This window comes from Aeromonas sp. FDAARGOS 1408, from assembly GCF_019048665.1.
GTDB lineage: Bacteria > Pseudomonadota > Gammaproteobacteria > Enterobacterales > Aeromonadaceae > Aeromonas > Aeromonas dhakensis.
Genome location: NZ_CP077394.1, coordinates 1,717,734 through 1,739,675, shown reverse-complemented (window position 1 = coordinate 1,739,675; position 21,942 = coordinate 1,717,734). Strand labels below are relative to the sequence as shown.

General features: G+C 51.0%; 28 protein-coding genes. 19 read left to right on the top strand and 9 right to left on the bottom strand.

Annotated elements, in window-relative coordinates:
• Positions 1-26: 26 nt before the first annotated feature.
• The 5 genes from I6L38_RS08235 (at position 27) to I6L38_RS08215 (ending at position 4,043) form a co-directional block, all read left to right on the top strand.
• Positions 27-341, top strand: coding sequence for a YebG family protein (locus I6L38_RS08235; protein WP_024941798.1), 315 nt, complete (start codon positions 27-29; stop codon positions 339-341).
• A 298-nt stretch (positions 342-639) separates the two neighbouring features.
• Positions 640-1,917 carry a site-specific integrase gene (locus I6L38_RS08230; RefSeq protein ID WP_041204660.1) on the top strand — a complete coding sequence of 426 codons (1,278 nt, stop codon included), beginning with the start codon at positions 640-642 and terminating at the stop codon, positions 1,915-1,917.
• 196 nt (positions 1,918-2,113) lie between these two features.
• Positions 2,114-2,464: a DUF3653 domain-containing protein gene (locus I6L38_RS22780; RefSeq protein WP_139392273.1), complete on the top strand. Its 351-nt coding sequence runs from the start codon at positions 2,114-2,116 to the stop codon at positions 2,462-2,464.
• A gap of 212 nt (positions 2,465-2,676) precedes the next feature.
• A complete protein-coding gene (locus I6L38_RS08220) occupies positions 2,677-2,976 on the top strand; it encodes a hypothetical protein (protein WP_139392274.1) in 300 nt (99 codons plus the stop codon).
• A gap of 164 nt (positions 2,977-3,140) precedes the next feature.
• Positions 3,141-4,043, top strand: coding sequence for a DUF2971 domain-containing protein (locus I6L38_RS08215; RefSeq protein WP_216989389.1), 903 nt, complete (start codon positions 3,141-3,143; stop codon positions 4,041-4,043).
• Between the two features lie 264 nt (positions 4,044-4,307).
• Here the strand turns inward: I6L38_RS08215 and I6L38_RS08210 are convergent, their stop codons facing one another.
• The 7 genes from I6L38_RS08210 to I6L38_RS08180 all read right to left on the bottom strand — a co-directional run bounded on the left by I6L38_RS08210 (position 4,308) and on the right by I6L38_RS08180 (position 9,902).
• The gene (locus tag I6L38_RS08210) at positions 4,308-5,510 is read right to left on the bottom strand and encodes a zonular occludens toxin family protein (RefSeq protein ID WP_216989388.1); all 1,203 of its coding nucleotides are present in this window, start codon (positions 5,508-5,510) and stop codon (positions 4,308-4,310) included.
• 3 nt (positions 5,511-5,513) lie between these two features.
• Positions 5,514-5,828 carry a DUF2523 family protein gene (locus I6L38_RS08205; RefSeq protein ID WP_010634000.1) on the bottom strand — a complete coding sequence of 105 codons (315 nt, stop codon included), beginning with the start codon at positions 5,826-5,828 and terminating at the stop codon, positions 5,514-5,516.
• Positions 5,829-5,831: 3 nt separating this feature from the next.
• Positions 5,832-7,229, bottom strand: coding sequence for a hypothetical protein (locus tag I6L38_RS08200; protein ID WP_226014497.1), 1,398 nt, complete (start codon positions 7,227-7,229; stop codon positions 5,832-5,834).
• A 39-nt stretch (positions 7,230-7,268) separates the two neighbouring features.
• Positions 7,269-7,481 carry a major coat protein gene (locus tag I6L38_RS08195; protein ID WP_010634002.1) on the bottom strand — a complete coding sequence of 71 codons (213 nt, stop codon included), beginning with the start codon at positions 7,479-7,481 and terminating at the stop codon, positions 7,269-7,271.
• A gap of 300 nt (positions 7,482-7,781) precedes the next feature.
• Positions 7,782-8,105, bottom strand: coding sequence for a hypothetical protein (locus I6L38_RS08190; RefSeq protein ID WP_010634003.1), 324 nt, complete (start codon positions 8,103-8,105; stop codon positions 7,782-7,784).
• Positions 8,106-8,131: 26 nt separating this feature from the next.
• Positions 8,132-9,664, bottom strand: coding sequence for a replication initiation factor domain-containing protein (locus I6L38_RS08185; RefSeq protein ID WP_139430849.1), 1,533 nt, complete (start codon positions 9,662-9,664; stop codon positions 8,132-8,134).
• The gene (locus I6L38_RS08180) at positions 9,651-9,902 is read right to left on the bottom strand and encodes a hypothetical protein (RefSeq protein ID WP_017785335.1); all 252 of its coding nucleotides are present in this window, start codon (positions 9,900-9,902) and stop codon (positions 9,651-9,653) included. The genes I6L38_RS08185 and I6L38_RS08180 overlap by 14 nt, the downstream gene beginning before the upstream one ends.
• A 124-nt stretch (positions 9,903-10,026) precedes the next feature.
• Here I6L38_RS08180 and I6L38_RS08175 point away from each other — a divergent pair, with 124 nt between their 5' ends.
• Positions 10,027-10,392, top strand: a complete 366-nt coding sequence (locus I6L38_RS08175) for a helix-turn-helix domain-containing protein (RefSeq protein WP_216989387.1) — start codon at positions 10,027-10,029, stop codon at positions 10,390-10,392.
• A 172-nt stretch (positions 10,393-10,564) separates the two neighbouring features.
• Here the strand turns inward: I6L38_RS08175 and I6L38_RS08170 are convergent, their stop codons facing one another.
• Positions 10,565-10,768 carry a hypothetical protein gene (locus I6L38_RS08170; RefSeq protein WP_155730724.1) on the bottom strand — a complete coding sequence of 68 codons (204 nt, stop codon included), beginning with the start codon at positions 10,766-10,768 and terminating at the stop codon, positions 10,565-10,567.
• 150 nt (positions 10,769-10,918) lie between these two features.
• On the opposite strand from I6L38_RS08170, the gene I6L38_RS08165 reads away from it, so the two are divergent.
• The 8 genes from I6L38_RS08165 (at position 10,919) to I6L38_RS08130 (ending at position 17,257) form a co-directional block, all read left to right on the top strand.
• On the top strand, positions 10,919-11,155 hold the full coding sequence (locus tag I6L38_RS08165; RefSeq protein ID WP_062607256.1) for a hypothetical protein: 237 nt from the start codon (positions 10,919-10,921) through the stop codon (positions 11,153-11,155).
• Positions 11,142-12,590, top strand: coding sequence for a replication initiation factor domain-containing protein (locus I6L38_RS08160; protein WP_216989386.1), 1,449 nt, complete (start codon positions 11,142-11,144; stop codon positions 12,588-12,590). Before I6L38_RS08165 ends, I6L38_RS08160 begins: the two co-directional genes overlap by 14 nt.
• A gap of 34 nt (positions 12,591-12,624) precedes the next feature.
• Entirely contained in the window at positions 12,625-12,978 is a 354-nt protein-coding gene (locus I6L38_RS08155) for a hypothetical protein (protein WP_216989385.1), read from the top strand.
• 304 nt (positions 12,979-13,282) lie between these two features.
• The gene (gene aerA / locus I6L38_RS08150) at positions 13,283-13,495 is read left to right on the top strand and encodes a flexible pilin (RefSeq protein WP_139397654.1); all 213 of its coding nucleotides are present in this window, start codon (positions 13,283-13,285) and stop codon (positions 13,493-13,495) included.
• Between the two features lie 40 nt (positions 13,496-13,535).
• Positions 13,536-14,969 carry a hypothetical protein gene (locus I6L38_RS08145; protein WP_216989384.1) on the top strand — a complete coding sequence of 478 codons (1,434 nt, stop codon included), beginning with the start codon at positions 13,536-13,538 and terminating at the stop codon, positions 14,967-14,969.
• A 3-nt stretch (positions 14,970-14,972) separates the two neighbouring features.
• Positions 14,973-15,287 (top strand): DUF2523 family protein, encoded by a 315-nt coding sequence (locus I6L38_RS08140; protein WP_139397650.1) that lies wholly within the window; start codon positions 14,973-14,975, stop codon positions 15,285-15,287.
• Positions 15,288-15,290: 3 nt separating this feature from the next.
• Entirely contained in the window at positions 15,291-16,493 is a 1,203-nt protein-coding gene (locus tag I6L38_RS08135) for a zonular occludens toxin family protein (protein ID WP_216989383.1), read from the top strand.
• 509 nt (positions 16,494-17,002) lie between these two features.
• Positions 17,003-17,257 (top strand): hypothetical protein, encoded by a 255-nt coding sequence (locus I6L38_RS08130; RefSeq protein ID WP_216989382.1) that lies wholly within the window; start codon positions 17,003-17,005, stop codon positions 17,255-17,257.
• Between the two features lie 277 nt (positions 17,258-17,534).
• Here I6L38_RS08130 and I6L38_RS08125 read toward each other — a convergent pair whose 3' ends face one another.
• Positions 17,535-17,738, bottom strand: a complete 204-nt coding sequence (locus tag I6L38_RS08125) for a hypothetical protein (RefSeq protein WP_155730724.1) — start codon at positions 17,736-17,738, stop codon at positions 17,535-17,537.
• 150 nt (positions 17,739-17,888) lie between these two features.
• On the opposite strand from I6L38_RS08125, the gene I6L38_RS08120 reads away from it, so the two are divergent.
• The 5 genes from I6L38_RS08120 (at position 17,889) to I6L38_RS08100 (ending at position 21,939) form a co-directional block, all read left to right on the top strand.
• A complete protein-coding gene (locus I6L38_RS08120; protein ID WP_062607256.1) occupies positions 17,889-18,125 on the top strand; it encodes a hypothetical protein in 237 nt (78 codons plus the stop codon).
• Positions 18,112-19,560: a replication initiation factor domain-containing protein gene (locus I6L38_RS08115; RefSeq protein ID WP_216989386.1), complete on the top strand. Its 1,449-nt coding sequence runs from the start codon at positions 18,112-18,114 to the stop codon at positions 19,558-19,560. Before I6L38_RS08120 ends, I6L38_RS08115 begins: the two co-directional genes overlap by 14 nt.
• A 34-nt stretch (positions 19,561-19,594) precedes the next feature.
• Positions 19,595-19,948: a hypothetical protein gene (locus I6L38_RS08110; RefSeq protein WP_216989385.1), complete on the top strand. Its 354-nt coding sequence runs from the start codon at positions 19,595-19,597 to the stop codon at positions 19,946-19,948.
• A gap of 304 nt (positions 19,949-20,252) precedes the next feature.
• On the top strand, positions 20,253-20,465 hold the full coding sequence (gene aerA, locus I6L38_RS08105; RefSeq protein ID WP_139397654.1) for a flexible pilin: 213 nt from the start codon (positions 20,253-20,255) through the stop codon (positions 20,463-20,465).
• A 40-nt stretch (positions 20,466-20,505) separates the two neighbouring features.
• The gene (locus tag I6L38_RS08100; protein WP_216989384.1) at positions 20,506-21,939 is read left to right on the top strand and encodes a hypothetical protein; all 1,434 of its coding nucleotides are present in this window, start codon (positions 20,506-20,508) and stop codon (positions 21,937-21,939) included.
• The last annotated feature ends 3 nt before the right edge of the window (positions 21,940-21,942 follow it).

The following is a 21,942-nucleotide window of genomic DNA, read 5'->3' as shown; positions in this document are numbered from 1 at the left end:
TTCACCATCAGAAGGAGGACGCCACTATGGCCGTTGAGATCAAATATGTTGTGGTTCGTGGGGGAGTGGAGAAGATGACCTTTACCAGCAAGAAAGAGGCTGACGCCTATGACAAGCTGCTGGACACTGCCGATGAGTTGATGACGTTGCTGGCCGCGGCTCCCATTGCACTCGCGCCGGAACAGCAGGAGAGCCTGGCCTTCTATCTGGCCGAACAGCGGGACGCACTGCAGAGCGTATTGCGTGGTGGAAAGGGGCAGGGGAGCAACAAGACAGAGAGCCAGGAAACCCAGAGTGAAGCAACCGACCCCAAAGGCAAGTCACTCAAGCGGGTTGCGTAGCAAGGCGTCTGGATAACAGGGTGAGGAAGGACAGGGAAAAGGGGCGAGCCATCACGGCCAAACACTTTCTTATTCAAAAAGATAGTATTAACAGTCAACTTTCAGACTATTTACCCCGAGAATTTTCTGACAAGAGTGCATATTCATTGAATGGGATAAGAATGTGTTCGCAGTGATTCCACGTGGTGACTGCATCCATGTTTCCTGACAATGTTCCCACCACCGATGATGCCGATAACCCCATTTATCGGCATTACCCTTGAGCAGGCCGCAAGCCAGAACCATTTCAAGCAAGACCATGACCACAACCATACTTCCACCCGCCATGCCGCTGTTCGATGGCTTGGTATACCTGGAGGCGGGCAACCCCCAGGTCAATCAGTACCTGGCCAACCTCAGCCTCACCGACGTACCCGATGCCGGGATCGTCTACGAACTCGCCGTCGACTGGCTGCTGGAGCAGCGCAACAACGAGAACAACTACAAGACCTATCGCAGTGAGCTGACCACGTTCTTGCACTGGTGCTTTGGCGAGATGCGCATCAGCCCAAAGGATCTGACCCGGCGCATCATGATGCGCTACCTCGATTATTGCCAGTCACCGCCAGCGGCCCTGATTGCCTATCGCAATGTGGCGCAGTTCGTGCTCGACAAGGAGTGGGGAGAGCGCCTGCCCAATCCCCAATGGCGACCCTTCCTTGGCAAACGGGAGCTGGGCCGTGAACTGCCGTACCGCCTCAGCGAGCAAGCCATGAAGACCAAGCTCGCCATTCTGTCGGCCTTTTTCCAGTTTTTGATCCAGGAAGAGTACATGGACCGCAACCCGGCGCTCCTGCTGCAACGGGTGAAACGCACCGTCCAGCAGGAGCCGGATGATCAGGGCCAGGCCTTCAGCGAGCTGCAGTGGTCCTATGTGATGCAGGCGGCCGATCGGCTGGCCACCGAATCACCGGAGCAGCATGAGCGCAGCCGCTTTCTGATAAGCCTGATGTATGCCTGCTACCTGCGCATCTCCGAGGTGGCGGCAAGACCGGGTTTTACCCCCGTCATGGGCCAGTTTCGCCGCGACGGGAAAACCGGCGTCTGGGGCTACTACATTCCCCGCAGCAAGGGCGGCAAGCGCCGCACAGTGGCGGTCTCCCATGCCTTGCTGGAGGCCCTCAAACGCTACCGGACGTTTCTCGGTCTCTCGCCACTGCCGATACCCGATGAACAGACGCCACTGTTTGTGCGTCACAAGGCCGCAGCCCACGGCCGTGAACAAGGTGAGCTCAATGCCAACCTCGGCATCCGTCAGCTGCGCGAGCTGGTGATGGCCGTCATTCAGGCGGCCGCTACGCTGGCAGAACAGGATGGCTTTGCCCAGGATGCCGCAGAGATGCGCAACTTGACACCGCACTCCATTCGTCATACCGGCATCACTCACGACATCAATCTCAACGGCCGGCCCTTGTCCCATGTGCAAGCCGATGCCGGCCACGACAGCATCGACACCACCTCCAAATACCTGCACACCGGCAACAGCGAACGTCACGAGAGTGCCAATCACAAACCACTGGATCGGCTACATGATTAAGTTCAACAGTGAGAGATAACAGAAAGGGAAAAATTCGTTCATGGCAAACCAACCCAGTGTTGTTGAACCAATCCAGGACACTAAATTGCTCCACATTCTCAACCGCGCATAATGCCGTGTTTAGTTAAATGCCCATCTGAAACCTGCCGATAAGCCAACCCACGCAATTTTGCTGGTTTATCAGGTATTTACTTGGATGGAACGAGAGTTGACCAAAAACTTCATTTTTCGTTGGTTTGAATGCGGTTTATCGAAAGAGGAGACGGCAAATCTATGTTTCGTTTCTGTGAGACAGGTCACATATTGGGATAAGGGTACAGAGATCCCTCCTGTCTATAAACGGCTTATGCGGATGGCATCGGGTAGGGAGTTACCCACTATCTGGAAGCACTGGGAAGGCTGGAGAATGATGAATGATTGCCTTGTGTCACCCACCGGAGTGAGGTTCGACAGACGCAGGATAGAGGCACTTGCCATCATCCAGGTGGAGAGATCCGAACAGCAGATAGCTGCTTTCTACTGGAGGAAAAAGCTCGGGATAGGTTAATCACATGGGGGAGCACTCCCCCTTTTTTATGGCAAAAAATACCCAATCAGACCTATTTGCAAACCACTCCGTGTAGAGCGAGAATCAAGATACATCTTCTTGCCATCGGAGGTCATATGCCACTGAGATTCGAACATGGTGAGTTCGCAATAAAACCAATAACCCATCACCTGATCTCGTGCGAAATGAGCGGGACCTTCAACAAAGAGGGCATGAAAGCATGGGTTAATGGAATGAAATCCATGATTGAGCCCATCAAAAATGAACCTTTTGGACTGTTGATAGATGCCAGAGGCTACACAGGTGGCACTGGCGAAGCCCTTGAGATAGCAGAAGGCTTTCACCAATGGCTAAGACATACCAAGCTGGTAGCTCAAGGGCATGTCATATCCTCTCCAACCCTGTATTCGATATCATTAAGCCGAATCCCTTCACTGAAGCATCACGTTGTCAAAGACTTCCTTAGAATGGATGAAGCGCATGCTTGGATTACTGACAAGCTAGCAAGCTGAAGGTTGGTTCAACCGTTCCCCCGAGTGGGCCTAAGCCGAAAGCCTCAACCATCAAGAGCGGCCAAAAGGCAGAAGGTGTAGACGGCAGAGGTAGAATTCCCCCCGTATTACTATACGGGGGGTGGGAGGGAGCGCCCAACCTCGAAAATCAGAGAGCCATATTGATGAATACATATTACAAATACACTAAGTTTTACGGCCTAGATTATTTAAAAGACATTACAGTTAGACTTTCTTCGCCCAGCTCATTAAATGACCCATTCGAAAAGTATTTCACCAAAGAGGTGAGGACAGAATTATTAAATAGAGCTAGTGAGATTTTTATTGATGAAAATAAAACAGGGAAAACAAAAAGCGCGCCCTATATCAACTATAAGATTATTAGCTCTATATGGGCATACGGAATTGTTTCATTGAGCGAAACACATAGGAATTTATTAATGTGGTCTCATTATGCAGATGAACATAGAGGGATTTGCATTGGCTTTAATGAAGATTTCATGGAATCGGAAAAAGAACGTCCTATTGATAAGTACAATATATCCCATTATAAACCGGTGAAGGTAAATTACGACTCAATAAGGCCTGAGCATTATATCCACACTAATAATCAAAACGATGAAATAAGAATAAACTTATTGAATCAGCTCACAACAAAAAGTGATGTCTGGATATATGAAAAAGAACACCGATGCATTGTTCCAATGCCATTTGCTGACCAAGTAAAGATATTAAATAAAAATGAAGTTGATGAATTTGCGCTAGATGTTTTAGATGCCATTAAGAGTGATTATTGCATTGATAACATGGGTAATTACACCCTAAACAATGGAAAGAACTTTTGCGCAGCGTTTTCAAATGAAAAAAATTTTGCTTTTCTAAAAAAGATAAACCCTAAAAATATAAAGTCAATTCATCTTGGATGCAGGATCAACAAATTAATACAAGAGGCAATTTTAGCCGATATATCAAATCCTTCCCACCCACTTCATCATATAGAGATATATCAGTATGAGGCAAGCGATGAACGATTTGAACTCATCGCAAAAAAATGCCACCCGTTATGACCTACCTTTAGAGCAGCTTGTCTTCGACAGGGGACTAAGGTTATTACTACCCGCGCCCCATAGCCTTCGGCTGGTCGCTCTGACAGGAGCATTAAAGAACGGTTTAGCAGGGAAGGGGGTGATCCAGTCTCGGGGCTATATCTGCGTGTTCCGCCGCGAGACAACAGTGGCCAAATCAGCATGAAGGGGCGGCTTGTAGGGGCTTACGCCCCTGGGGCTCAGTGGCCAACCTGGAGAAAGGCGGCCACCGGCAGGAGAGGGGAGTTATGTCCGGTCATCAGTATTTGCTGGCTTGTTATTGCCACCCGCAAAGAGGGTGGCATTGTATTTCCGGCGCAGGGCGTCCCCCTCGGGGTCACAGTACACGTCCACAGGCTGCCCCTGGTACTTTACCACCGCATGGCATGCACTCATGGGATCCACCCTGGCAAGTTCCTCCGGCCAATCGTCCCTGTCGAGCGGTTGCACGTCATCACCTTTGCGCAGCGAGAAGCAATACTCAACCCGATACTCGCCCAAGTGATCCTTTATCAGGACGTGACAGCTGATAATGAGCTGATGGCCGGCAAACGGCCCTACAGCAAGGACGCCAGCAGCAGACGCAGCAGGAGCGCCACCAGGACGTACATCAGCAACGGGCGAAGCACCCACCGCCCCAGCAGCCGGAACAGCGGCAGAAGCGGTTTCATCGGCCTTAGCAGGAGTATCAATATATTCAGGCTTGATGAAGCCAAAGAATACGCAGAGTCCCCAAATCGCCAGAATAAACAGAATTTTAGGGTCTCGTAATATCGAGCTGCCCGCGATTGTATCCGAGACCTTACCGGTAGTAGTCGAGTCATAAAGCTTGAAAACATACTTGGGCACCTTATTAAATGGCTTGGCTTGCAGTACGTCATTCATGGACGTACCGGAGTTATCAGAGAGGTGGAGCACCGTCTTATATCGACCACCGATCCCCAATATCGCCATATTGGTATGACGAATGGCCGTTTCGGCAGCAGCCCGGATTACCTGGTGCACCTTTTTGATGTTCGGGGTCGTAAATACAAAGTCCCAGTTATGATGACGGTGCATATCAAAGGCCACGTCAATCGTCTCTGGCCGGCCATCGGCTTTGGCCACATCCGGCCCACCTGGATAATTCAGCCGGTCTAAATCGCTCTGCCGCCAGGAAGGCGGAAATATCCGTTGCACTTCATCGACCAGGAAGAAAACCCCTTTGGGTGCCCAGTGATAAAAGCGGGCGAGGTGATCGCGTCCTTCCTGGGATTCAGTCTCGATATAGGTAACCTGGAACTCGTCAGGCACTTCCTTGCCTAATACCTCTTTGCACCGCTCCGCGGTAAAGCCGCGCACGTTGGTAACGATATGACGGCCCGCCTTGATGGCCGGTATCACATCGGTATGAATCGCTCCTGACGATTTATAGGAGCCTGGGGCGCCGTGGTGGATCTTGATAGACATGGCTTACCATCCCAACATGTTCAGCAAAAAGCGGGTCACAAAGGCTTGCGTCAATATCGACAGCCCTTTATCAACGTGCAAATAGAGCAAGATCCCCCTCATTTGAGAGGGCAGGTTATTAAAAGAGGCGGAGATCAGGTCGCTGAATTGCAGGTTAATCAGTATCTGCTTGGCAACGTCCCAGGAAAAAGTGAGCAGGAATATTTTGAACTCGACCCACTGAATCGCCAATTTAACTGTTATCCAGGCTGCAAACTGCACCGCCAGTTGATATATATCGTTGAAAAATCCGTTAAAGAAATCACTCATCCATTCCATATATCACCTCTTAGCCACAATCATCAGCGCCAGAAAATAGAAGATGAACATCATGATGGCCGCTATCATCTCCCAATATCCTTCCACCTCGGGACAGACGGAATAAGAGCGACCAAACATCGAGAACATATCAAAACACTTGGGCACCGCCGCCGACCCGCTCAGGCTATATCGGAACATATCGACCATATCTTCTTTAATACCGTTATGGGTATTCTTGAGTTGTTCCTTATGCTCCTGGAACTGCTTATTAATGGTTTCCAGGTCAAAGAAACAGTGCGCACCACCTTTACAGAGCTGGGATGTATATTCAGACCCTGTTACATGCAGCGGATTTTCTGCAGAGCCAGGCATTTGTGAGTAATCAATGCCTGGGCCATTATTGCCATTACCATTGCTGCCGTTACCTGTGCCGCCGGTGCCATCACCACCATTTGTACCGCCATTTTGCAGGGCCTCAGCAATGGCCTTAATATTGCGGTTCATTTCAATGCTATTATTTCGCATATCTTGCATGGTGTAGGAATAAAGGTTGTGCATGTCGCTGGCGGATTCATGCACTCGGCCTTTCATCGACTCGATATCATACTGCATTGTCCGCATAAGCCCATACATGGTGTTACCACCATAATTCTGAGCAAAATCAGGCCCAAAGAAATTATCCCGCAACTCTTTCAAAACACGATACTCACCCGTGCTTTGACCAAAGCCGTCTTGCGGATTAATCATGGCATTCTTTAATCCAAGGAACTCGTCATAGAACTTATGACCTAACGCCGTCTGCTCCCGAATACTGTTCTCCATGCCAACCTGACCATTATTAGTGGCCTTCATATAACGAAGAACATCTACCATTTTGCCATCAATATTTTGAGCTGATCGACTCGCACCCGCAGAGCTCGACATCAAGCTAGTAAAACCTGTTATCAAGGTATTATTCACCTGACGCAAGGCGTCCGTGGTCATTTCCTGCTTATCACCACCGACACGAATCCCGTTGGGCGGCAGATTGGGAATTACATCGCCATTATTGCCGTTATTGCCATTGCTACCGTTACCATCGCCATCCGAGCCGCCATCCCCATCGGATCCACCGCCCACCGAGCACTCCTGGCCGGTACTCTCAATCGGCCCCATGGTGCCGGCATCTGGGAACTGCAGACAGATACCTGGACACCCAACAAAGCAGCCTCCCTGGGAGGAACTTTCCCATTTCACGCAGAACGGCAGCACAGTAGAAATCGGCACGTTAGAAAGGCGGAGCCCGACAGGACAACCCGCCGAAGCCCCCAGCGGAAACAGCAATAAAAGCCAAGCGATGCGCACAGTACCCCCAATAAAAAAGGCGACCGGAGCCGCCTTTGTGTCATATCGAAAACGATGACCTGTAGCCTTCAACAAAGAACAGGAACCACAGCGTTCCGATGAGCAAAGACATGCTTAGGCTTTGCGCATCAGGCTGATCAGGATGCCCACGCCCACACAGGTGGCCACGACCAGCATGACCTTGGGAGAGGTTGCGGTCACGTCCGACTGCGTGGCGTCCAGGGCCTTGGCAGCGGCATCAGCAGCGGCTGTACCTTCGGCAAAGGCCGCACCGGTAGACAGGGAGCACACAGCAGCGATACAGCCATTACGGAAATAGTTTTTCATACTCGTTTATCCTCTTTTTGCACTTACGATGACACGGGCAATTGCGCCCAGTTTGAGGCCAGTGATCCAGATTAATAATCCGAAGCCAAAGGCCATCGACACAGTGGATACATCAAATTCAAACCAGCTCGATATATCCGTTAATTTGGCGTGCTCCTGGACAGTCAAGAGCACGTAATTACACGAATCCCCCTCAGCTAAGCGGGCATATCCTTCAGAGGTAATATCTAGACAAAGCATTATCGCGCCCTCGTCGTCGCTCGCTGCGCGCTCTCGCTCCTCCTCCTCGCGGCGCGGTGGTTATACCGGCTGCTTTTTGGTGGGTTGGAAGCCAACAACCACGTTGCGGGTCGGATTCTGGGGATCCGCTTCCAGGACAAGATCCACTGCCACCAATTTCGGGCAGTCGGCCAGCTCTTTAATAGTGGCCGCATCGTTACGCAGGGCTAATTGGCGCACTTCATAGCCCCAGGAGGTTATATTGCACTCGGGCTTGTTCACGTTATTAGCCACTGCCAGGTATTCCACCTGGGCAAAGTCATAGGGAACCGGCGAGCCAGATTTACGGGAGACGCCATAACCATGAGTAACGCGGGTAACCAAAATACCAGTCAGCAGAGACATATTATTTATCCTTTGAAGAACCATTGTTAGGTCGAAAATAATGGCAGTTCGTCCAGGTCAGGAGGAACTGGCATTCTTAACCGCGCAGGAATATCGGTTTCTTCCAGGTGCGCTGTTAATTGGTTAACAATCTTCTCAGGGGATAGCCCCTCGATGTTTGCTAACCAATTGACAAGGCGACCGGCCATTCTGGACATATTAAATACGGCGTTGTCCCTGGACGTTTTGAATTTATTCTTAAAGGTGGTCACACGTACCGGTGTTATTTCTTCCTGGCAAACCGCATCCAGCCATTTGGCAAATTGCGGATACATCCCCGCAAAATAAGGGTCAGGGTTTACCAGGACATCTAGCGGAATGACTCTATCCTTATTGTGTAATTCGCCTTCGGCGCGTACCCAGTTTGGGAACTCGGCCGATTGCATCTGTTTGCCTTTCTCATATATCCGCGCACACTTGCCGTTGATACGGCTGCCCACGTAGAAAGAGCAACCCTTGCTCGGCACCATGCCGAAACGCTTGGCGATGCCCTTGGCCACCTCGGTGATCACGAACTCGCCCGACTCAATCTTCATCCAGGAAGGCGCACGGCCACGCTGCGGGTGAAACTCGCCGGCTTCGGCGCCGGCTATCGCGCCCTGGTAAGTGATGTGTTTGCCGCTGTAGTCATCCAGGGCAAGGTCGACCCGAGTGATGCGCAGACCTGGCACGTGAGAGATAACGGAGTGCAAAGCCTGGAAATCGAGGGCCGCACAACCCACACCGGAAAAACTCACCATACAGCCATGGTTAGCCGCACCCCAACCAATCAGCCCGCAGGGCATCCCGTCACACAGCAGGTCAGCCGAGTTGGCGTAACCGTGCAGACCGGAGCGGCGAGGGCGCATGGTAAAGCGCGGCTCGGGGATAGGGACACCGATGCGGGTATTGAGTTCTTCCAGCCACAGCTCGATCTCGTTGCAGCAGAGGGCATCCAGGAACTGGACGCCGTAGCAGTCGATAAGGTCATTATAGGCTTCCCAATACTTGGCACCCTCGACCACCTCGAACTGGGAGAACTTGAGCAGGTCAGCGCAGACGGCTTTGAGCTCCTGGCGCATGTCGGCGCGGGACTGGTAGCCGGAGTGCAGGGCACGTTCCATCATGTCGGTCATGGAAGGCGTCAGCACCGGGGCAGGGGCCTTGGCCACACCCTTGAGACTCAACCGCTCAGTGGCCTTGTCAAAGACCCGTGCAGGGGCAGGGGAGGCGGCAGACTGCTGGCGCTCGGCTTTGTCATAGAGGCGCTCAGTCACCTTGTCGAAGCGGGTGAGGGGAGCGAACCCGACAGGGCGCTTCCACAGATAGCGCAGGCCCTCGACCGGCTGGGCGGCAAAGGCAGCCTGAATGGCCTTGCTCTGGGTCTCGAAGCGCGGGATGGCCTTGAGCAAAGCGCCTTGCTTGGCCAGCTCGGTCATCTGGCGCAGTTCGGTCGGCGCCCAGGTAAACGACAGATAGTCGATCAGGGTTTTGTTGCCGATAACGCTATTTATCGGCATCACGGCGCTATGACCAGTCATCGAAAAACACTCCCTGGTCATAGAAGCCTTGCCATGTATCCTCGGTCACCTCGACCAGCTCAAAGGCGGTGTCGGGGTACGTCATGGACAGATAGACCCGCATCTCGTGCAGGTCGCGGAACATCTCGACCTGACCGGCCACACAGGCGGAAACATCGCCGGTGGGCTCTGCTTGCCAGTAGACCTTGCGCTCGGTGAGCGCCGGCAGATCCTGGTTTTGTGGGCTACAGTAGGTCATAAGTTATGTATTCAAGTAGTTACTTAAGTAGATTCAATCATGTAATTACCTAAATAGAAACGAGGCGATTTTCGCCAAAATGGGTATGATGGGCCGATTGTCGAACTACTCAGGAGACAGAAACATGGACTCGAAAACACTGATTGAGGCCTACATGAGGGCCAAAAAGTACAGCCAGTTTCAGGAAGTCGCCGCAGACCTGGGATTTACCAGTTCTTACATCTCTGCAATCAAGCATGGTAAATCGCAACTGACTGATGCCACTGCAAAAAAGCTGGCTGAGGAAATTGGCCTGGATGCCAAAGAAGTGCTGTTAAGTCTGGCAGCCGTCAGAGAGACAGATCCTGAGATTAAAAAGGCCTGGTACGACATCCTGGCGAAGTACACCAAAGGAGCCGGCACGGCTGTAGCCCTTGCGGCAGCGGTGTTTCTGGCCCCTAGCCACGGGCATGATCTAACCGCGCATAATGTGGCCCGGTGGTTATGTTGAGGGTTTGCCCCCTGCCACAATGAACCGGGGCAGGGGGCCGCGACTAGGCCGCTACGTGGGCCCGCCTGCGGGCATCGTCGCAACGACCGAGCGCCTGTAACATAACCCCGTTTTATGCGCGACCAGGCTGATTGCATACACATATGAAAAACCCCACTGCCGTGGGGTTTTTTTATTGTCCGCGCCGTATCCCGGCAGCCTTGATTCTCTCGATGAAGTCCTTCGTTACCTCTTCAGTGTACTCATCGATCATGTAGTTCACGATATCTGTCCACTTGATGACCTCTCCGCTTTTCTTCGCTATGTCTAGCACGGCCTGCTGAAGGATCTGCTTCCGCTCTAGGGTCACTGCCATGGTGGTGCGACGCTCTTTCATTTCTAACCTCCCATATGTTCAACCCCATTATATTGCATACACTCACACGATTATGACGTTACACTTGCGTACTCGTATGCATATGATGTATCTTCCGGCCAATTGCATGACTGTATACACTTGTATCAACCGGAGGGGGTAGGGAGCTTTATGAGTAATCTGCCATTAGCATTTAGACCTGAACGAAACGTTTACTGGCAGGATGAGCCAACTGGCGACATCTCCGCTTGCGTGGCTGGTCAGGTTGAGTTCTTCCGTGACCTCGCCGAACTGGGCCGTTATCTCTCACTGACTTACCCCGATTTTGACTTTGTGCCGGTCGAAGTGACCGAAGAAACATGGCGCGGGTTCTATGACCAAGGAGTCTTTTTCGATGACTGGTCATAACCCGAAAACCAAAATCGACTTTCTGTCGTTTACCTTCACTCCCGAGCCGCTCAAACGTATCACCGAGCTGGCAAAGCAGGGCGCTTTGCTCAAGGCCATTCCGCGCTTTGATATTAAGTCCTCTGTTTTGGCTGCTGCCATGCCTGCGCCTGCTGCCAATGGCCTGATTTATCGCCGGCCGGCACCGGTAGAGCCGGCACCGCAAACTCGAGCCCAAGCAACCGAGCAACGGTTACGGGCTGCGGCCTATCCAGAGCCGCTTTATGTCGAAGTTGAGCCGGATGCGCCTGCCGTGGTCACGCCCTCCATGACTCAAGCCATGGAGACGGTATTGGCCTCTAAGTACACCGCTCGCGCCGATATCCATCGCGAACTCAAGGCCGTCTGTGCCCGCTTGCTTGATTTCTCTGAATTTGAGGTCAACCCGGAAGGCAAGTATTGGGACGCCTACAACGACTTGATCCACAGCTACGGGGTGCAGTTTCTCGATGCCCTTTGCTGTGGCGAACTGGAGATTTTCTTTGAAGAGCTCAATTACCAGATTGGTGTACCGATCCCTGCTCCTCGCTTTACCGTCCGCCATCGTCGCGGGGGTTTGCACGGCTATAGCTATAGTGGTGACATTCTTATCGATGGAGTTGCTTGTGGCCTTGTGGCTTGGGGAGCTGCCAACCACGGCTGTATGGTTTCCTTCACTGGAGCCGGATGTGATGGACTGGATTTTGACGCTCTTCACCGTGTCATTTCTATGGTGCCTGGGCTTCGTATTACTCGAGTTGACCTCGCGCTGGATGATTACTCAGGCTCGGTTATATCGTATCTGCGAGCGGTCGAAGCGGCGGAATTAGGCCATTTCCATCCGGCTCGCGGTATGGCTCCCAAGTGGATGGCCATTCAAGCCGGGGAGTTTATTCCAGAGGTTCACAACGCCATGGCCAAGCGCTTTGGCATGATCGCGTCCTCTGGCTGCTCTTTCTATATCGGCTCTCGCATTAATGGTAAGTGTGCCCGCATCTATGAAAAGGGTAAGCAGATGGAGTCTGCCGAATATCCCAACTGGGTGCGCGCCGAAGGCGAGCTACACAGTAAAGACCGTGTTATCCCGCTGGATGTACTGGTAAATCCAGACCCTTATTTCGCGGGCATGTATCCGCAATTTGCCAAGTGGCTGGATGAACTGGCTGAACAAATCACCAAGCCGGTACGGATAACCACGTTTAAGAACAAGTTCAAGACCTGCCGCGATAATGCTGTGACCAATATGTCCAGAATGGCGGGTCGTCTGGTCAACTATCTAAAGAATGTCGAAGGATTGGCGAGCGATTCCATTGTGCGTCAATTAATTGGGCATCTTGGCCCTGATGATGTACCGGTGCGGCTGCTGATGCCGCTGCCACCAGAGTTAGACGAAATACCGAATTTTGAGCCCAACTGAACGGGCATTAATAACCCAAGTGGAGAGTGAAGATATGTCGAAAATTACTGGCGTAATGGTGCTGTGTGTTACTCACGGTGTTGGTATTTCCCGCAAGGGGACAACTCCCCAGCCTTATGACTTTGCCAGCCTGAAATACTTGGCGGCTTCCACCAGTATTGACCGGCCGGAATGCAAAATCACCAACTGGGGTTTTGAGGTCAAAGAAATGCGCCTCAAAAATGATCCCGTTGTCCTGGCTAAAGTGGCTGATTGCCCCAAGCTGCAAGCCATTACCCTGTTGCTGGAAGCTGACCCGCAAAACCCGGCTCAAAATATCGTGGCTGGTTTCGAAATTGAAGGCGGGGCCAAACAAGACGAATTCGGCCCTCTCCACAAAAAACCGTAATAACCCGGTGCCTGAGGAGGAGGAGCGAAGACGTGCAGCGAGCGACGACGAGGGCACCAAATAAATGATCTGCGTTGATTTAACTTCCGAAGGGTACGTAAAACAGGCCCCGCCGGAAACATGCTCTTACGTGCTCTTGACCTCTCAGGAGCACATTAAACTCACCGATATATCCAACTGGTTTCAGTTCGATATATCGATTGTGGGAATTGCCTTTAGCTCTGGGATTGTATTGTGGGCTTTGGGTTTAAAAGTGGGCGCTATTGCCCGGTTAATTGTTGGTGCAAAAAGAGGATAAACGAAAATGCCTAATTTCTTCCGTAATGGTTGTATTGCTCTGGTTGGTTCTGTCGCTGCTATGGGTGCCGCCCATGCCGAGGGTGGTATCGCTGAGGCGGCTTCTAAGGCCCTGGACTCTGCCCAGTCAGACGTCACTATCACCGCGCCTAAGGTCATGATGGTGGTGGCGACTGTGGTCGGTGTCGGCATCCTGATCAACATGATGCGCAAAGCCTAAGCCATGTCTTTGCTCATCGGGACGCTGTGGTTCCTGTTCTTTGTTGAAGGTTACAGGGCATCGTTTTCGATATGACATAAAGGCGGCTTCGGTCGCCTTTTTTTATTTAGGGGGTAGTGTGCGCATTGGCTTGTTTTTACTGCTGTTTCCTTCTTGGGCTTTTGCCATTGCTGGGTGTCCAGTTGGGGTGCAGTTGGGCAACGTGACGATGTCGACTCCCTTGCCTGTTTGCTTGAAGTTCGAAGGCTCCGAGCTGGGCGGCTGCAAAGTGGATTGCAAGGGGGTTTGTGTTGAGCTTCCCATGGCGAATACCAAGGGGCCTGTTGAGACAACCGGCACAGCCTGTAATTACGCTGATTCTAATGGTAGTGGGAGCGGTGATGCTGATGGCAGTGGTGATACGCCAGCAGAAGGAAGTGGCGGTGGTGTGGTGGATGGTTGGGATTTCTTTCAGCCGGTCATTGGTGACGCGACAGGTACGTCTGTTTCTGGTGCTGTTGCCAAGCTAAATAAAAACCTTGGTGCTGCTCTTCGTCAGGTTATAGACAGTACTAAGCGGGATTCAAATAATATTAATTCTATTACTCATAGTGCTGAGTCGTTTTCTCGCGATATGAAAACAAGCCTCTTTCATTTGGATAGAATGGCCAGTGACATTTATCATTCTAAAAATACTACGGATGCAATTTTGGGTAGTATTAATGCGTCCAATAATTTATTGGAGTCGATAAATTCAAAGATGGGCTCTTCTGGTTCTGGTTCTGATTCGTCTGGTGTTGGTGATTCGGCTCAAGCTGAAAAGATATATAACGAATTAAAGCAGATTAACGCTAATACATTTGGCTCTGATTTTGCGCAAACACATGTAGGCGGAAACCTTTATGAATTGGTCGGGGGGTATCAATATGACGTTAATAGTATTAAGGAAAGCACTCACAGCCTGAATAGCACCTTTAATAACTTTTATTGGAATACGGCTCAAGACTTGTTAGGTAATAGCATAGAAATGAATCGTAATGTTAAGGCTATTGCTGAGGCAATAAAAAATAGTGGTATAGGTGGTGGCGATGGTTCTGGCGGTACGGGTGATGGTGGGCAAGGGGAGGGGATTGATTATTCTAAAATGCCCGGCTCCAGTCAAAACCCGCTTCATGTTGCTGAGGCTGAATATAGTTCTGGCCTTTGTAAGGGTGGGGCAGAGTGCTTTTTTGATTTGGCAACCGTCAATAAGAAATATGATGAAACAAAAGAGCAACTAACTAATACTTATGGTGGAGTAAAAACGGAAATGGCCGATATTTTCCGTTATAACTTTAGTGGCTCTGCGGCTGTTCCTAAGTGTTTTGATATGTTCTCAATGTTCGGTAGTGCTTATTCTGTTTGTCCGGATGCTGGCGGCTATTGGGAGATGTTGGCGGCCATCTTGATGTTTATCTTTTACTTTATCGCGTTGATGATAGTGGCTAAGAGGTGATATATGGAATGGTTGGGTGATTTGTTCAATGGATTTTTCAGTGACATATATCAACTTGCGGTGCAGTTTGCGGCGTGGATAAGTATTAAGCTGGCTATTCAGTGGGTGGAGTTTAAAATATTCCTGCTCACTTTTTCATGGGATGTTGCCAAACAGATTTTAATTAATTTGCAATTTAGCGATTTGATATCGGCTTCATTTAATAACCTGCCTGCGGAAATGAAAGGAATTTTGTTATATCTGCGCCTTGATAAGGGGATTTCGATAATAACGCAGGCTTTTATCGCTCGCTTTTTGCTGAATATGTTTGGGTGGTGATCCATGTCTATTAAAATCCATCACGGTGCGCCGGGCTCTTACAAGTCGTCAGGGGCTATTCATACCGATGTGCTGCCAGCCATCAAGGCGGGCCGCCACATCATCACCAACGTTCGCGGCTTCACGGCAGAGCGTTGCAAAGAGGTGCTGGGCAAGGAGGTGCCTGACGAATTTTCAGTGACCTATATCGAGACGGAGTCCCAAGAGGGGCGCGATAAGTTGGCCCGCTTTTACCACTGGGCACCCAAGGGCGCTTTCTTCCTGGTCGATGAAGTGCAGCGGGTGTTCCCGCCAGCGTGGCGCCAGAGTGATTTAGATCGACTCGATTATCCCGGTGGGCCGGATGTGGCCAAGGAAGATGGCAGGCCGGAAACCATTGATGTGGCCTTCGATATGCACCGGCACCATAACTGGGATTTCGTGTTTACCACGCCAAATATCAAAAAGGTTCATCAGGTTATTCGGGCCGCTGCAGAAACGGCCATCCGCCATACCAATATGGCGATATTGGGGATAGGTGGCCGGTATAAGACCGTGCTTCACCTGTCAGATAACTCCGGCTCATCCATGTCCGATGTGCTGCAAGCCAAGCCGTTCAATAAGGTGCCCAAGTATGTTTTCAAGCTTTATGACTCGACTACAACCGGTAAGGTCTCGGATACAATCGCGGGTAGCTCGGTATTACGAGACCCTAAAGTATTGTTTTTTCTGGCGGTGTGGGGACTCTGTTTATTTTTTGGTTTCATCAAGCCTGAGTATATTGATGCTCCCGCTAAGGCCGCTGAGACCACTTCTGCCGCTGCTCCGGCTGCTGGGGAGGTGGGTAGTTCGGCCCCTTCTGATGTACGTTCTAGTGGCGCTCCTGCTGCGTCTGCTGCTGGTGTCCTTGCTATAGGGCCGTTTGCGGGCCACAAGTTGATTATCAGCTGTCATGTGCTGATAAAGGATCACTTGGGCGAGTATCGGGTTGAGTATTGTTTCTCGCTGCGCAAAGGGGATAACGTGCAGCCGCTCGATAGGGACGATTGGCCGGATGAACTGGCTAGGGTGGATCCAATGAGTGCATGCCATGCGGTGGTAAAGTATCAGGGGCAGCCTGTGGACGTATATTGTGACCCTGAGGGTGATGCGTTGCGCCGGAAATACAATGCGGGGCTTTTTGCTGCGGTCAAGAATACAGGGAAACCCAGTGATGACCAGTCATAGAAATGATACCCGGACATAAATACATGCGACCGCGTGATGCGAATGTTTATGTTAAATACAGCTCCAATTGCGCCAGTGAACAGGGGCGGTAGCCCCTATAAGCCGCTCCCGTCCGTTGATTTGACCTCCTGACGTCTCCCGGCGAAACACGCCCATCTGGCCCCGAGCCCGGAACACCCCCTTTCCTGCAAAACCGGTCTTTACTGCCCCAGTTCCAGTGCCCAGCCGAAGGCTATAGGGCACGGTTAGCGCCTTCTTTGGCCTCCTGTCGTAGACAAGCTGCTCTCACAGCGTCCTCTTGTTTGTGGCTTTCTGTGTGGCTTTGGGGTTGCTTGGCTGCCAAGCCCCCCGGGTAGTAATACGGGGGGAATTCTTCCACCTTAGCCAAACCCTGGGCACGGCCCATTGAAAACCCAGCCCGAAGGGCTGTTATCTCTTTCATGGGGTGATTGACTCCTGGGATCGGTGATGATTGAATCCGCTGATCTGATGCTGTTGAGGGGTTCCTGATGCAAGTATTCGTTCCTGTATTCATGCTCGCTATGCTGTATGGATTCGTTCGTCTGATCCTTAGCGGGGATCTTTCCGATGATATGCTGATGGTCTGCTATCTGGCTGTGGTGACCATAACCGCTCCGGTTTGGTTTGGCGGTCTGCTGATGGTGATTGCTTGGGTTGCAGACTGGTCAGAGCAACGGGCCCGAGCTAAGCGCATTGCTCGACGCAAGGCGGCCAAGGCTGCTAGGGAAGCTACTGCCGGTTGATGCCGATAAAGCTAGTTATCGGCATCAGGACACCAAGGGGCCTATCGGCCCCTTTGTCATGCCCCAAGCCTGACCGCGCATAATGTGGCCCGGTGGTTATGTTGAGGGTTTGCCCCCTGCCACAATGAACCGGGGCAGGGGGCCGCGACTAGGCCGCTACGTGGGCCCGCCTGCGGGCATCGTCGCAACGACCGAGCGCCTGTAACATAACCCCGTTTTATGCGCGACCAGGCTGATTGCATACACATATGAAAAACCCCACTGCCGTGGGGTTTTTTTATTGTCCGCGCCGTATCCCGGCAGCCTTGATTCTCTCGATGAAGTCCTTCGTTACCTCTTCAGTGTACTCATCGATCATGTAGTTCACGATATCTGTCCACTTGATGACCTCTCCGCTTTTCTTCGCTATGTCTAGCACGGCCTGCTGAAGGATCTGCTTCCGCTCTAGGGTCACTGCCATGGTGGTGCGACGCTCTTTCATTTCTAACCTCCCATATGTTCAACCCCATTATATTGCATACACTCACACGATTATGACGTTACACTTGCGTACTCGTATGCATATGATGTATCTTCCGGCCAATTGCATGACTGTATACACTTGTATCAACCGGAGGGGGTAGGGAGCTTTATGAGTAATCTGCCATTAGCATTTAGACCTGAACGAAACGTTTACTGGCAGGATGAGCCAACTGGCGACATCTCCGCTTGCGTGGCTGGTCAGGTTGAGTTCTTCCGTGACCTCGCCGAACTGGGCCGTTATCTCTCACTGACTTACCCCGATTTTGACTTTGTGCCGGTCGAAGTGACCGAAGAAACATGGCGCGGGTTCTATGACCAAGGAGTCTTTTTCGATGACTGGTCATAACCCGAAAACCAAAATCGACTTTCTGTCGTTTACCTTCACTCCCGAGCCGCTCAAACGTATCACCGAGCTGGCAAAGCAGGGCGCTTTGCTCAAGGCCATTCCGCGCTTTGATATTAAGTCCTCTGTTTTGGCTGCTGCCATGCCTGCGCCTGCTGCCAATGGCCTGATTTATCGCCGGCCGGCACCGGTAGAGCCGGCACCGCAAACTCGAGCCCAAGCAACCGAGCAACGGTTACGGGCTGCGGCCTATCCAGAGCCGCTTTATGTCGAAGTTGAGCCGGATGCGCCTGCCGTGGTCACGCCCTCCATGACTCAAGCCATGGAGACGGTATTGGCCTCTAAGTACACCGCTCGCGCCGATATCCATCGCGAACTCAAGGCCGTCTGTGCCCGCTTGCTTGATTTCTCTGAATTTGAGGTCAACCCGGAAGGCAAGTATTGGGACGCCTACAACGACTTGATCCACAGCTACGGGGTGCAGTTTCTCGATGCCCTTTGCTGTGGCGAACTGGAGATTTTCTTTGAAGAGCTCAATTACCAGATTGGTGTACCGATCCCTGCTCCTCGCTTTACCGTCCGCCATCGTCGCGGGGGTTTGCACGGCTATAGCTATAGTGGTGACATTCTTATCGATGGAGTTGCTTGTGGCCTTGTGGCTTGGGGAGCTGCCAACCACGGCTGTATGGTTTCCTTCACTGGAGCCGGATGTGATGGACTGGATTTTGACGCTCTTCACCGTGTCATTTCTATGGTGCCTGGGCTTCGTATTACTCGAGTTGACCTCGCGCTGGATGATTACTCAGGCTCGGTTATATCGTATCTGCGAGCGGTCGAAGCGGCGGAATTAGGCCATTTCCATCCGGCTCGCGGTATGGCTCCCAAGTGGATGGCCATTCAAGCCGGGGAGTTTATTCCAGAGGTTCACAACGCCATGGCCAAGCGCTTTGGCATGATCGCGTCCTCTGGCTGCTCTTTCTATATCGGCTCTCGCATTAATGGTAAGTGTGCCCGCATCTATGAAAAGGGTAAGCAGATGGAGTCTGCCGAATATCCCAACTGGGTGCGCGCCGAAGGCGAGCTACACAGTAAAGACCGTGTTATCCCGCTGGATGTACTGGTAAATCCAGACCCTTATTTCGCGGGCATGTATCCGCAATTTGCCAAGTGGCTGGATGAACTGGCTGAACAAATCACCAAGCCGGTACGGATAACCACGTTTAAGAACAAGTTCAAGACCTGCCGCGATAATGCTGTGACCAATATGTCCAGAATGGCGGGTCGTCTGGTCAACTATCTAAAGAATGTCGAAGGATTGGCGAGCGATTCCATTGTGCGTCAATTAATTGGGCATCTTGGCCCTGATGATGTACCGGTGCGGCTGCTGATGCCGCTGCCACCAGAGTTAGACGAAATACCGAATTTTGAGCCCAACTGAACGGGCATTAATAACCCAAGTGGAGAGTGAAGATATGTCGAAAATTACTGGCGTAATGGTGCTGTGTGTTACTCACGGTGTTGGTATTTCCCGCAAGGGGACAACTCCCCAGCCTTATGACTTTGCCAGCCTGAAATACTTGGCGGCTTCCACCAGTATTGACCGGCCGGAATGCAAAATCACCAACTGGGGTTTTGAGGTCAAAGAAATGCGCCTCAAAAATGATCCCGTTGTCCTGGCTAAAGTGGCTGATTGCCCCAAGCTGCAAGCCATTACCCTGTTGCTGGAAGCTGACCCGCAAAACCCGGCTCAAAATATCGTGGCTGGTTTCGAAATTGAAGGCGGGGCCAAACAAGACGAATTCGGCCCTCTCCACAAAAAACCGTAATAACCCGGTGCCTGAGGAGGAGGAGCGAAGACGTGCAGCGAGCGACGACGAGGGCACCAAATAAATGATCTGCGTTGATTTAACTTCCGAAGGGTACGTAAAACAGGCCCCGCCGGAAACATGCTCTTACGTGCTCTTGACCTCTCAGGAGCACATTAAACTCACCGATATATCCAACTGGTTTCAGTTCGATATATCGATTGTGGGAATTGCCTTTAGCTCTGGGATTGTATTGTGGGCTTTGGGTTTAAAAGTGGGCGCTATTGCCCGGTTAATTGTTGGTGCAAAAAGAGGATAAACGAAAATGCCTAATTTCTTCCGTAATGGTTGTATTGCTCTGGTTGGTTCTGTCGCTGCTATGGGTGCCGCCCATGCCGAGGGTGGTATCGCTGAGGCGGCTTCTAAGGCCCTGGACTCTGCCCAGTCAGACGTCACTATCACCGCGCCTAAGGTCATGATGGTGGTGGCGACTGTGGTCGGTGTCGGCATCCTGATCAACATGATGCGCAAAGCCTAAGCCATGTCTTTGCTCATCGGGACGCTGTGGTTCCTGTTCTTTGTTGAAGGTTACAGGGCATCGTTTTCGATATGACATAAAGGCGGCTTCGGTCGCCTTTTTTTATTTAGGGGGTAGTGTGCGCATTGGCTTGTTTTTACTGCTGTTTCCTTCTTGGGCTTTTGCCATTGCTGGGTGTCCAGTTGGGGTGCAGTTGGGCAACGTGACGATGTCGACTCCCTTGCCTGTTTGCTTGAAGTTCGAAGGCTCCGAGCTGGGCGGCTGCAAAGTGGATTGCAAGGGGGTTTGTGTTGAGCTTCCCATGGCGAATACCAAGGGGCCTGTTGAGACAACCGGCACAGCCTGTAATTACGCTGATTCTAATGGTAGTGGGAGCGGTGATGCTGATGGCAGTGGTGATACGCCAGCAGAAGGAAGTGGCGGTGGTGTGGTGGATGGTTGGGATTTCTTTCAGCCGGTCATTGGTGACGCGACAGGTACGTCTGTTTCTGGTGCTGTTGCCAAGCTAAATAAAAACCTTGGTGCTGCTCTTCGTCAGGTTATAGACAGTACTAAGCGGGATTCAAATAATATTAATTCTATTACTCATAGTGCTGAGTCGTTTTCTCGCGATATGAAAACAAGCCTCTTTCATTTGGATAGAATGGCCAGTGACATTTATCATTCTAAAAATACTACGGATGCAATTTTGGGTAGTATTAATGCGTCCAATAATTTATTGGAGTCGATAAATTCAAAGATGGGCTCTTCTGGTTCTGGTTCTGATTCGTCTGGTGTTGGTGATTCGGCTCAAGCTGAAAAGATATATAACGAATTAAAGCAGATTAACGCTAATACATTTGGCTCTGATTTTGCGCAAACACATGTAGGCGGAAACCTTTATGAATTGGTCGGGGGGTATCAATATGACGTTAATAGTATTAAGGAAAGCACTCACAGCCTGAATAGCACCTTTAATAACTTTTATTGGAATACGGCTCAAGACTTGTTAGGTAATAGCATAGAAATGAATCGTAATGTTAAGGCTATTGCTGAGGCAATAAAAAATAGTGGTATAGGTGGTGGCGATGGTTCTGGCGGTACGGGTGATGGTGGGCAAGGGGAGGGGATTGATTATTCTAAAATGCCCGGCTCCAGTCAAAACCCGCTTCATGTTGCTGAGGCTGAATATAGTTCTGGCCTTTGTAAGGGTGGGGCAGAGTGCTTTTTTGATTTGGCAACCGTCAATAAGAAATATGATGAAACAAAAGAGCAACTAACTAATACTTATGGTGGAGTAAAAACGGAAATGGCCGATATTTTCCGTTATAACTTTAGTGGCTCTGCGGCTGTTCCTAAGTGTTTTGATATGTTCTCAATGTTCGGTAGTGCTTATTCTGTTTGTCCGGATGCTGGCGGCTATTGGGAGATGTTGGCGGCCATCTTGATGTTTATCTTTTACTTTATCGCGTTGATGATAGTGGCTAAGAGGTGATAT